Raw genomic sequence first — 11,757 nt, 5'->3', positions numbered from 1 at the left:
GAGGCTTTAAAAAATTTTTATGTATCCTTATTCTTCTTTAGCAGTTTTTTCCACATCTTCCTCTTCACTTGAAAAGTCCGTTATTTCATTATCCACTAAAATGTTATACCATTGTATCACCTTTTTGATATCACTTACATAAACACGATCCTCATCATAATTAGGCAACACCTCAAAAAAGTATTCTTCTAATTTTATTTTTTCATCTTTATGGCTAACTGAAGTCTTTCCACCATTTTCCTTGGACTGTATTTTTTGGAAAACCTCTCTTAAAGGAACTTCCTCTTCAAGGGTATAGATAGCTATTTCAGAAAGTACGCTAACACTACTGCGTAGACTTACCGTGATTCTTTTACCATCTAACATTGACTCCGCCACAAATCCGGTCCTTGTTTGCGTAACCAATTTATACAAACCTGGTTTTCCGGCAACTGACAAAATTTTCTCTAAACCCATATTATTTTTTAAATTTAAGAAGACAAAGATTATACTTTTCTATTAATTACAAAGAGAATTAACGTCCTTTTTTTAAAGCCGGAAATTTCATTCTATAGTCCACTACAATCTTTCCCTTAGATATATTTGTTAACCTGCCTTTTAGCATTCTCTTCTTTAGCGCGGATAATTTATCCGTAAAAAGAACACCTTCTATATGATCGTACTCATGTTGGATTACCCTGGCCAAAAGTCCGTCAAAGGTTTTGGAATGTTCCTTAAAATTTTCATCCAAATAGGTCACGTGAATGGTTCCTTTTCTACTTACGTCCTCCCTAACGTCCGGTATACTAAGACAGCCTTCGTTAAACGCCCATTCATCACCGGTTTCTTCGGTTATTTTGGCATTGATAAAAACCTGTTTAAAGTCCTTTAACTGTAGTTGTTCTTCCCTGGTTAAATCCTCATCATCTGAAAAAGGCGTGGTATCTACTAAAAATATGCGTATGGGAAGCCCAATTTGGGGCGCTGCAAGCCCTACTCCGCTGGCATTATACATGGTATCCCACATATTGGAAATTAATTCGTTCAATTTTGGATAATCCTTATCTATATCCTTGGCAACTTTTCTTAATACGGGATCGCCGTATGCAATAATAGGTAAAATCATATTTACGCTTTAAATCTAGTTCTAATTACAGTTTTATCATTTAACCAACGTACCAAATCAAAATATAAGAAACTAAGCTTAAATCTTTTTTTGCCGTTGGGTGCACTACCTCCTTTTTTTAAACGATCTTGTATGAATTTTATATGTTGATCGCTGTCCAGACCTTCAATTTTTTCATAGGAGAACGACAATTTATTCTTAAAATCCATTTCGTGAAACTCCGCAATATCCTTAGGAGTAATCATTCGCCGATCACATATGGTGTAAAAATAATTATCCTTGGGCACTTTTAGCATTCTTTGTTTTCTTCTTTCCCATTTTGTACGTGCCTCATTTTCATCCTCATAATGTTGAAAATGAATTTCAATATCATCTAGAAGACCAATAGGATGGTTGTTATAGGCATCTGGGTATTTTGAAACTTTTATGAACTTTAACGGTTTGGACAAATATTCATCAAAATTACGCAGCAATTTCATATAACAAGGGCCATATAAAAACAGACCAACAAAAGGCGAGTTATAAGGTTTACCCAACCATTGATATGCTTGTCCGCCCCAGCAATTTCTTGAAATTAGCACAAAATCTGAATTTTGTAATCTGTCCCGATCATTTTTTTGATAGATGGAAGAGAACAAATTGCGTAATTTTCGCTTTGTGAATATTTCTAACCGTTGCAGCATCATATACCGGTTCTCTCTAGATACGATTGTAAAATGATGGTTGCACTGATTTCATCGATCAATGCCTTATTTTTCCGTTGTTTTTTCTTCAACCCACCATCAATCATAGTTTGAAAAGCCATCTTAGAGGTAAATCTTTCATCATGACGTACAACATCCATATTAGGATAGGTTACCTTCAACTTCTCTACAAAAGGTTGAATAAATTTTTCAGATTCAGAGGCAGAATTATCCATTTGCTTAGGCTCTCCTACTACAATTACGGATACCTTTTCCTTTTTAAAATAATTGGTCAAATAAGTAAATATGGCAGAGGTATCTACCGTAGTCAAACCAAATGCGATCATCTGCATTTCATCCGTAACCGCTAGGCCAATTCTTTTAGTTCCGTAATCAATTGCAAGAATTCTTCCCAAACTTAATTTTTGGCAAAAATAAAGGATAATTTGTTATATGTGCTTTTGGGAATGGGGAATTCATCTACTTCAACTTATATTTGATAAAATTTTTGAAGAAAATGACAGAACTGAGAGCAAATATTGAAAAAGCTTGGGAAAACAGGGACTTATTAAAAGAGAAAACTACCCAAGACCAAATTAGGGAAGTAATTAACTTATTGGATGCCGGCAAATTGAGATGTGCCGAGCCAACAACCGATGGATGGCAAATTAACGAATGGGTCAAGAAAGCGGTAGTAATGTATTTTCCGATACAAAAAATGGAAACCTTGGAAGCCGGCATTTTTGAGTACCATGATAAAATGCCATTGAAAAGAGGCTATGCCGAAAAAGGGATTCGTGTAGTACCAAATGCAGTTGCCAGACATGGTTCCTATATATCTGCAGGAACTATATTAATGCCCAGCTATGTAAATATTGGTGCATACGTTGACGAAGGTACCATGGTAGATACCTGGGCCACTGTGGGTAGTTGTGCCCAAATTGGCAAAAACGTACATTTAAGTGGAGGTGTAGGTATTGGTGGTGTTTTGGAACCCTTACAAGCCGCTCCTGTAATTATTGAGGACAATGCCTTTATTGGCTCTAGATGTATTGTAGTAGAAGGTGTACGCGTAGAAAAAGAGGCCGTTCTGGGCGCCAATGTTGTTTTGACCGCATCTACAAAAATTATTGATGTAACCGGTGAAACACCCGTAGAAAGAAAAGGATTGGTACCGGCGCGCTCCGTGGTCATTCCTGGTAGTTACACCAAAAAATTTGCCGCAGGGGAATACAATGTACCTTGCGCTTTGATTATTGGAAAAAGAAAAGAGAGTACCAATAAAAAAACCTCGCTTAACGATGCGTTGAGAGAATATGATGTTGCGGTTTAGAATTTAAAACGCTCATGACAACCACCTCTCCAATTACCTGATTACCAACAGGTAATTGGAGAGGTTTCTTTTTTTAACAATTTTAAGCAAATTTATACGCAACCCTTTTTTAATATTCACCTCTTTAGTTATAGTAGGTACAAGCCAACATTATCTAAGGAATTTGTAAGAATTTTAGCCGTTTACACAATTTTTTAATTCCTTTTTTGTTATAACTTTGTTCACTCCGGTTTGAGTAAACCTACCAATTTGGAATATTATGGTTACCGCAAAAGAAAAACTATCAGCATTGATCATCACCTACAATGAAATGGGATACATTGAAAAATGTATTGAATCCGTTTCATTTGCAGATGAAATCATAGTTGTAGATTCTTTTAGTACAGATGGTACCTTTGAGTATTTAAAAAACCATCCAAAAGTAAAGGTGATACAAAACCCGTTTGAAAATTTCACGGCGCAAAAATCCTTCACGCTAAAACAAGCTAGCAATGATTGGGTGTTGTTTTTAGATGCAGATGAAATTGTTACAGGTGCTTTACAGGAAGAAGTTCTGAACACAATCTCCAGCAACACAGAAATTGCCGCTTTTTGGTTCTACAGACAGTTCATGTTCAAAGATGAAAAATTGAACTATAGCGGTTGGCAGACCGATAAAAATTATCGTCTTTTCAGAAAAAGCAAGGTAAAGTTTTCCGATTGTAAAATAGTACATGAGACATTGGATGTAAATGGAACATCTGGTATTCTTAAGGAAAAACTGGTGCACTATTGCTATAAAAATTACGAGGATTACAAAGGTAAAATGCTAAAATATGGCCGTTTGAAAGCCATAGAATCTTTCTACAAGGAAAAGCAATATAACTATGTAAAAATGGTATTGAAGACCAGTTGGAAATTCTTTAACCATTATATTTTGCGTCTAGGAATATTAGATGGCAAAAAAGGCTTTATCATTTGTTATCTTAATGCTTTGGGCGTACTTGAACGTTATAAGGAACTAAAGCGATTGGAACAAAAAAATGAATTGGCCTATTACTTGGTAATGCCGTAGAACGTCCACACCCGCTTTTCTTTTTTGGTGGTATTCCGTATTCCAACATTTTTTGCGATGGACTCTGGTGTCTTATATCCTCTTTTATGGTCTAAATGTACACAGACCGCACTATAGCGCAGTTGTTTGGACTTAATACCAAAATTAAACAGGCGTTCGCCCAGCTCCCTATCCTGCCCCCCGTACTGCATACGTTCATCAAAGCCATTAACATTTACAATATCCTTTTTCCATCCAGATGAATTATGTCCGTTCCAGCTTGCGTTGGTAGGTGTAATCCAGTTTAGTATTTTAGAAATAAAACCTTGAGCTGTAAGTTTATTGTTTTTAAAGGTCTGTGGTATACCTTTTTCCTTGAGCCAATGTATATTGAAACAACGTTGCTTTTCAATATCCTCTAGAGTGATAAGTTTGGAAATATTCATGGGAAGCATGTAATATCCCCCAGAAATAAAATATCCCGGTTCCTTGTTAATATAATGCACCTGCACAAAATCTTCCCTAGGAATACAATCCCCATCGGTCATGATAATATAATCAGCAGAACACGCAGTAACCGCTTTGTTCAGAATTCTTGATTTTTGGAAACCATCATCTTCTTGCCAAACGTGTACAATAGGGTAATGTACCTGTTTGGACATCTCCGCTATGAGATTCTTGGTAGCCGGTCCAGAACCATCATCGGCTATAACGACCTCAAAATTTTTAAATATCTGTTGTTCAAAGCCCCATAACACCTTTTTCAACCACTCCTCGGCATTATAGGTACTAACAATGATACTAATTTTAGGAATCTCCATGCTACTTATAAATTACGGCAAAAATATAAAACTCTTATCTATCTTTGATGCTGAATAGACGGTCTAATTTTAAAAAGGACAAATTACAGCATTGTCAAATGAAGTTAAAAGAAATACCTGTATCAATTTACAATTCCGCCAAACTTTTAGCTATTTCCGGTTCTAAGTTAAACGATCAAAACAAAGAAAGTCTTCCTGTAATAATATCATTGACCTCAATACCTTCAAGATTGGGTACTTTACATTTAACCATAAGAAGTCTTTTAAATCAAACAACCAGACCAAAAAAAATCGTATTATGGTTACATCAATCTTTGAAGGATAAAATCCCTCAGCAATTGGCAAGCATAAAATCAAATATCTTTGAAATAAAATACTCCAAATTAAATTGTTCTCATCGAAAATTGATTCATAGCCTGAAAAAATTCCCAAATGACATTATTATTACGTGCGATGATGATATGATGTATAGAGATAACTGGTTACAATTGTTATACCAAGAACATAAATTGCATCCTAAGTGCATTATAGCAAATCAAACCAGATACATTAGCTACAATGACAATGGACACTTACAGCCCTATAAAAATTGGACACACCCTAAAAATAAACCAATAAACCAATCCGCAATTATACCAATTGGTGCAGAGGGGGTTTTATATCCACCTAACAGTCTTCATAAAGAGGCTACAAATTCAAAACTATTTTTAGAACTTGCACCCAAGGCAGATGATCTATGGTTTAAAGCAATGGCCATTATTAAAGGTACCCAAGCTAAATTAGCGAATACTAGGTCTAAAACCCCTATACCCATTATTGGCTCACAAAAGCAATCACTTAAAAAATTAAATATTGGGGAGGATAAAAATAGGTTACAATGGTTAGCGCTAACCCAACATTTTAATATAGAACCAGAAACATTTCTTTAATCAACCTAATTTTAAAATGACAGAAGAAATCAATAAGTGCATAGAAGTACTAGAAAAAGGAGGGCTCATCCTCTACCCTACAGATACAGTTTGGGGAATTGGATGTGACGCGACAAATGAAGAGGCCGTAAAAAAAGTATATACACTAAAGGAAAGAGATGATAGCAAGGCTTTAATTTGTTTGGTAGGTAACGATGCCATGTTGGAAAAGCATATAGAGAAAGTTCCCGAGCTCGCCTATGATATTATAGATTTGGCCACTAAACCCACAACCATTATTTATGACAGGCCACGAGGTATTGCCAAAAACCTTGTTGCTTCTGACAATACTTTGGCCATACGTGTGGCAACGGATAAATTCTGCCAGTATCTAATTGGGAAATTTAAAAAGCCCATTGTATCCACATCGGCCAATATTTCCGGAAACCCTACACCAAAAAGTTTCCAAAATATAGATGATGCCATTTTAAAAGGTGTAGACTATGTGGTAAATTTGCATCGTGAGAAACAGAATAGCTCATCATCATCCATTATTAGATTATCTAATGATAATAGCGTGAAGATTATTCGAGAATAAAGACATGCAAGAGAGCCATATAGACGCTTTAAAAAATCCTATTTTTCAAACCATATCCCAAGCCGCAGAAGAACTGTCAGTAGAATGTTATGTCATTGGTGGTTTTGTAAGGGATTACTTTTTAGACAGGGACATACCAAAAGATATTGATGTCGTAGCTATTGGGAGTGGTATTAAACTTGCTGAAAAAGTAGCTTCAAAACTGAACGGCAACCCACAGGTTTCCGTGTTCAAAAATTTTGGAACGGCCATGATAAAAAGTGAGGGCATTGAGCTTGAGTTTGTTGGGGCCAGAAAAGAAAGCTATCAAAGAGATAGTAGAAAACCAATAGTTGAGGACGGTACTCTAGAGGACGATCAAAAAAGGCGCGACTTTACCATAAATGCATTGGCCCTTTCTTTGAACCAGGATAATTACGGAAAACTAATCGACCCATTTAACGGAATAGAGGATTTAGGGAACAAGATTATAAAAACGCCTTTAGAACCCGGTATAACATATTCTGACGACCCATTGCGTATGATGAGGGCCATACGGTTTGCCACGCAATTAAACTTTCAGATCGCCTTGCCCTCATTACAGGCAATTACGGAACATAAGGATCGCATAAAAATAGTATCCAACGAACGTATACTGGATGAGCTACATAAAATAATGCTTTGCCCAACACCATCAGTTGGCTTGTCCCTTTTATACGAGACCGGTCTACTACCTTATATATTACCGGAACTAACCGCATTGCAGGGAATTGAAGAAAAAGAAGGACAAAAACACAAGGATAATTTTTGGCACACCTTGGAAGTTGTGGATAATATAGCACATACCACGAACAATTTATGGCTACGTTGGGCCGCTTTACTGCATGATATAGGAAAAGCACCTACCAAACGATTTCACAAGAAAATAGGCTGGACATTTCACGGACACGAATATGTGGGGTCCAAAATGGTGTATAAATTATTTAAACGCCTAAGAATGCCATTGAACGACAAGATGAAATATGTTCAAAAAATGGTGTTAATGAGTTCAAGACCCATTGTATTGTCAGAAGATTTTGTTACGGATTCTGCTGTGCGCAGGCTTATTTTTGATGCTGGCGACCATGTTGAAGATCTCATGACTCTTTGTGAAGCGGATATCACTACCAAAAACCCTAAAAAACAACGTAAATACCGCCAAAATTTTAAGGTCGTACGCCAAAAAATTGAAGAAGTAGAAGCAAGGGACCATGTAAGAAATTTTCAGCCACCAATTAGCGGGGAGGAAATAATGAAAACATTTAACCTAAAGCCCTCAAAGGAAATTGGCATTATCAAAGAAGCTATAAAGGAAGCTATTTTAGAAGGAGAAATAGTAAATGAATATGAAGCGGCCAAAAAGTTTATGTATCTTAAGGGTAAAGAATTAGGTCTAGAAATTACAAAGTAATATGGTCATTACATTTAGAAGAATTGCAAAGATATCTTTAATCTTAGTTTATCTAGTAATTGTGGCCGGTGCGGTCGTTAGAATGACCGGTAGCGGCATGGGTTGCCCAGATTGGCCCAAATGTTTTGGTTTTTATATACCACCAACAGAAGTTGAGGAATTACAATGGAAACCAAATAAAACCTTTGAAAAAGGTCAGGTAATCATTTGGCGTGAAACTTTACAGGTTGCAAAAGAATCCTTTACTACAAATAAAACGTTCAATTCCAATAAATGGGAACTATACACCAAACATGATTACGCAGAATTTAATCCGTGGCATACGTGGATAGAATATATTAATAGACTCATAGGAGCATTGGCCGGTCTAGCTACCTTGATATTGGCCTTTGCCTCATTAAAATATTGGAAGCAAAGAAAACGTATACCTATTTTTGCCTGGTTGGTTGTTTTTGGCATGGCATTTCAGGCTTGGCTTGGTGCTACAGTAGTTTATTCCGTATTAGAGCCTGTTAAGATTACCGTACATATGTTCATGGCATTGGTCATTGTAGCCTTATTACTCTATATTATTTATTTGGCCACTACAGAGAACAAACATATTTACTATGACAACAACACCTTGTACCTATGTCTATTTGCACTAGGTCTTACGCTTGTTCAAATAATCATGGGTACACAAGTAAGGCAATTTGTTGATGAGCAAATAGATATTTATGGATATGATGCCAAAAGCTCTTGGTTAAAAGACCCGGAAATTTTATTCTATATACACCGTTCCTTTTCTATTTTGGTGATTTCAACAAACATTTATTTGGCCTATAGGATTACCAAATTAAACTTAGGCCATATTAAAATTTATTGGGTACTTTTTCTACTATGTGTAGAGGTCCTTACCGGTATGGCCATGAATTATCTTAATTTCCCGGTTACCAGTCAGCCTATTCATCTAGTCATAGCCTCTATTCTCTTTGGGGTTCAGTTTTACATTGTTTTAGATGCATTAATGCCTAGAAAAACACCAAAACTTCGTAACTTTGCCCTCCCACAAAAATGACGGTATGATTTATAAAATTCGTATAATTTTAGATGCAGATGATGATATTTTTAGAGATCTGGAAATAGAATCACACAATTCACTAGAAGACTTTCATAATGCCATTACCCAGGCATTTGGTTTTTTAGGTAATGAAATGGCTTCTTTTTATACCTGTGATGAAGAATGGAAACAAGATGAGGAAATAGCTCTTTTTGACATGAGCGAATCTGGGTCTAACGTAAGGTTGATGAACGAAACCTTTATAGAGGACATCATGACCGAAAAAAGTCCTAAACTAATTTACGTTTATGATTTTATGAACATGTGGACCTTTTTTGTTGAACTGGCGGATATTGAAGAGAAAGAAGACGGTCGTGCTTATCCAAATATTTTATTTTCATTTGGTGAATTACCAGAAACACCACCTGAAAAAAAGTTTGAAGCCGATCAAAATGAATTTGATTTTGACGATACATTTGATAGTTATGATGATCTAGATTTCGATGAAAATTGGAATTGACATGTTAACGACCTTAATGAACTAAATTAGAAGAACACCCCAACAAATACACACTATATGATCAACTTATATGCAACCCAAATTGAAAGTATTTCTATTCATAGAGTTGGTAATAAAAATAAAAATGAGGGCATCTTTTTATCTGAAGAGCCATTTAGACTAAATGATGAAACCACAGGGTTATTAAAGGAATATTTCTTTAAACCTTTTCGCGAAAAGGAAGAGAATTATTACAAGTTGGCCAACGAGGTAGATGTGGAATTTAACGAACTGCACAAAATTGCAAGTGCAATTTTTGCTGATCCAGCCAGCGCACATTTAAACTCTAAAAAAATAGCCTCTTTACTTTTTGAACAATCCAACCATCCACATATTAAAAGTGGAGAAGTATATGTTGCTTACCTAACCGGTTTACTTTTAGATAACCAGAAAGTAGATGCACTGGGTATCTTTAAAAGTGAGTTAAAGCATGATTTTATTCAATTTGAGGAGAAAGACTCCAATTTGGATATCATTATTCAGCAAGGCATTAATATCAATAAACTTGATAAGGGTTGTTTAATTTTTAATGTTGACAAGGAAGAAGGTTATAAGGTATTGTCCGTAGACAGTAATAAATACGATACAAAATATTGGATCGAGAACTTTTTAGGTGTAGACCCTTTGGCAGATGATAATTTTAAGACCAAGAATTATTTGAAGTTCTGCCAAAATTTTGCCAAGGACGTGGTTTTACCGGCAGAAGATAAACAGCAGGAAGTTTTGTTCATGAACCGCGCGGTAAACCATTTTGCAAAAAATGATTCTTTTGAAGAATCCTCTTTTTTGAACGAGGTAATGGAGAATCCGGAACTAATACCTGAATTTAAGCACTATAAAACCGAGAAGGGCCCTAAGTTCAGCATTGAGGATGTCTCTAATTTTGATATTGCCAACAAGGCCGTATCAGATGCGCGTAAAAAAATTAAGAATGTTATCAACTTGGATACCAATATCCAAATTAAACTAGACTTCATAAATCCGGAATCCGCAGATAAATTCGTAGAAAAAGGATGGGATGAAGAAAGGCAGATGTATTACTATTTGGTATACTTCAACAAGGAGCAGAAAAGTTAAGTTAGTGCCTTGACATAAACAAAGACCGCTATTCATTTTTTATCTTGAATAGCGGTCTTTCTTTATCTATTATATAGAAATTTAAATCTTGATATTGTTTTCCATAATCTGTTTTAAACTTACATCCTCATAATTGCGTCTTACAAAATTTAATGCACGATCTAAAATTTCACCCATAGTGGTGCAGTTTTTAAAGTCCATATCCATAGTAAGTTCTTCTATCTGATCTCTAAGCATTTCTATATTTTGATCGGTAGAAATTAAATCGGTCTTACAAATGGCCCTTAATTTTTTAATCCTGTTACCAGAACTTAAAATACGTTTGGCAACCATTGAACGTTCTTCCAGTTTATATTGATCTACAGAATCTCTGGTCAACTTATTCCGTACTAATTCAACCATTTTATAGTTCTCCTTAAAAAATTGGGGCCTGTAAATTTTAAGCTTGCCTTCAAAACATTGCTGGTCAAAATCTATAGCCCGTATTTTGTAAACCACATGGTCAAAATCATGAGTTGGTACAATAACATAATTATAAGACCGCATATCCCCTAAAAGCCTAATCATACAACGTTCATTGAATTTCACAAACTCTTTGGCCAATTGGGCCTTTTCTGGTTCCGTGCATTTAGGAAGCATTGTCTTAATAAACTCATCGCCAGGTATTCCGGCTATGTGTTCCTCTATTAAGGTATCCTTGTAAACCAAAAAGTTAAGGTTGTAGGGAGATAGCATATGCTCTAGCTCCAAACCATATATACGGGAGGCATCGGTTTTCTTAATATAGAAATACGTAAAATTATCGTTCAGGATATTCCTAATTTTTATCCTAAACGGTTTTGAGTTTCCAAAGGTGCAAAAATCTACCGCATCTACATTTAGATATTGGTTTATGTTATTACTACCATCAGAATGTAAAATAGAATAAACTTTCTTTAAGGAGTCATCTATTTCCTTTCTATCATATTCAGAATAATACACCCTTATCCACAACGTATCCTCATCGTCATGATCATATACTACTACAGAACCGGAAAAACGAAGCAGGTCTTCGTAAAAAATAGGAATTTCCGTTTTTCTACTATAATGTTCCAAATAGCCATCAAGGGCATCACTTACGGGATATGCCGGTTTCTTTTTAGACATTAAACGTTCTTCTGACATAATATTGA

14 protein-coding genes are annotated in these 11,757 nt (G+C 35.6%); 8 read left to right on the top strand and 6 right to left on the bottom strand.

The genetic code is table 11. From position 1 onward, the window contains the following. Nucleotides 1–27 precede the first annotated feature (27 nt). From ABVM52_RS13425 to ruvX, 4 genes are read right to left on the bottom strand one after another with little or no spacing between them, the layout of a single operon-like run. A complete protein-coding gene (locus ABVM52_RS13425) occupies nucleotides 28–456 on the bottom strand; it encodes a DUF5606 domain-containing protein (protein ID WP_405381327.1) in 429 nt (142 codons plus the stop codon). A 58-nt stretch (nucleotides 457–514) separates the two neighbouring features. After that, nucleotides 515–1,105: a peptide deformylase gene (gene def, locus ABVM52_RS13420; RefSeq protein ID WP_405381325.1), complete on the bottom strand. Its 591-nt coding sequence runs from the start codon at nucleotides 1,103–1,105 to the stop codon at nucleotides 515–517. Nucleotides 1,106–1,107: 2 nt separating this feature from the next. After that, a complete protein-coding gene (locus tag ABVM52_RS13415) occupies nucleotides 1,108–1,791 on the bottom strand; it encodes a DUF1919 domain-containing protein (RefSeq protein WP_405381323.1) in 684 nt (227 codons plus the stop codon). Next, on the bottom strand, nucleotides 1,788–2,204 hold the full coding sequence (ruvX, locus tag ABVM52_RS13410; RefSeq protein ID WP_405381321.1) for a Holliday junction resolvase RuvX: 417 nt from the start codon (nucleotides 2,202–2,204) through the stop codon (nucleotides 1,788–1,790). The genes ABVM52_RS13415 and ruvX overlap by 4 nt, the downstream gene beginning before the upstream one ends. Nucleotides 2,205–2,305: 101 nt before the next feature. Between ruvX and ABVM52_RS13405 the strand changes: the two genes are divergently transcribed. Both ABVM52_RS13405 and ABVM52_RS13400 read left to right on the top strand, forming a co-directional pair. Next, entirely contained in the window at nucleotides 2,306–3,121 is an 816-nt protein-coding gene (locus ABVM52_RS13405; protein WP_405381319.1) for a 2,3,4,5-tetrahydropyridine-2,6-dicarboxylate N-succinyltransferase, read from the top strand. 259 nt (nucleotides 3,122–3,380) lie between these two features. Then, a complete protein-coding gene (locus tag ABVM52_RS13400; RefSeq protein ID WP_405381317.1) occupies nucleotides 3,381–4,175 on the top strand; it encodes a glycosyltransferase family 2 protein in 795 nt (264 codons plus the stop codon). On the opposite strand, the gene ABVM52_RS13395 is transcribed toward ABVM52_RS13400, so the two are convergent. Next, nucleotides 4,157–4,975 (bottom strand): glycosyltransferase family 2 protein, encoded by an 819-nt coding sequence (locus ABVM52_RS13395; protein ID WP_405381315.1) that lies wholly within the window; start codon nucleotides 4,973–4,975, stop codon nucleotides 4,157–4,159. The two genes, ABVM52_RS13400 and ABVM52_RS13395, sit on opposite strands and share 19 nt — an antisense overlap. Before the next feature lie 47 nt (nucleotides 4,976–5,022). Here ABVM52_RS13395 and ABVM52_RS13390 point away from each other — a divergent pair, with 47 nt between their 5' ends. Genes ABVM52_RS13390 through ABVM52_RS13365 form a run of 6 tightly spaced genes read left to right on the top strand, consistent with a single transcriptional unit; the run spans nucleotide 5,023 to nucleotide 10,585 of the window. Then, nucleotides 5,023–5,904 (top strand): glycosyltransferase family A protein, encoded by an 882-nt coding sequence (locus tag ABVM52_RS13390; RefSeq protein ID WP_405381313.1) that lies wholly within the window; start codon nucleotides 5,023–5,025, stop codon nucleotides 5,902–5,904. A 16-nt stretch (nucleotides 5,905–5,920) separates the two neighbouring features. After that, nucleotides 5,921–6,481 (top strand): L-threonylcarbamoyladenylate synthase, encoded by a 561-nt coding sequence (locus tag ABVM52_RS13385; protein ID WP_405381311.1) that lies wholly within the window; start codon nucleotides 5,921–5,923, stop codon nucleotides 6,479–6,481. A gap of 4 nt (nucleotides 6,482–6,485) precedes the next feature. Next, entirely contained in the window at nucleotides 6,486–7,910 is a 1,425-nt protein-coding gene (locus ABVM52_RS13380) for a CCA tRNA nucleotidyltransferase (RefSeq protein ID WP_405381309.1), read from the top strand. A gap of 1 nt (nucleotide 7,911) precedes the next feature. Further along, the gene (locus ABVM52_RS13375) at nucleotides 7,912–8,967 is read left to right on the top strand and encodes a COX15/CtaA family protein (protein WP_405381307.1); all 1,056 of its coding nucleotides are present in this window, start codon (nucleotides 7,912–7,914) and stop codon (nucleotides 8,965–8,967) included. Nucleotides 8,968–8,971: 4 nt separating this feature from the next. Continuing rightward, nucleotides 8,972–9,469 carry an IS1096 element passenger TnpR family protein gene (locus ABVM52_RS13370; protein WP_405381305.1) on the top strand — a complete coding sequence of 166 codons (498 nt, stop codon included), beginning with the start codon at nucleotides 8,972–8,974 and terminating at the stop codon, nucleotides 9,467–9,469. Between the two features lie 57 nt (nucleotides 9,470–9,526). Continuing rightward, complete coding sequence (locus tag ABVM52_RS13365) at nucleotides 9,527–10,585, top strand: nucleoid-associated protein (RefSeq protein ID WP_405381303.1); 1,059 nt, start codon at nucleotides 9,527–9,529, stop codon at nucleotides 10,583–10,585. An 81-nt stretch (nucleotides 10,586–10,666) separates the two neighbouring features. Here ABVM52_RS13365 and ABVM52_RS13360 read toward each other — a convergent pair whose 3' ends face one another. Next, entirely contained in the window at nucleotides 10,667–11,749 is a 1,083-nt protein-coding gene (locus ABVM52_RS13360) for a hypothetical protein (protein ID WP_405381301.1), read from the bottom strand. Between the last annotated feature and the right edge of the window lie 8 nt (nucleotides 11,750–11,757).

The organism is Maribacter sp. LLG6340-A2, from assembly GCF_045057105.1.
Classification (GTDB): Bacteria; Bacteroidota; Bacteroidia; order Flavobacteriales; family Flavobacteriaceae; genus Maribacter.
Note: the sequence above shows the minus strand (reverse complement) of the source record. Positions and strands in the feature narration are given on the sequence as shown.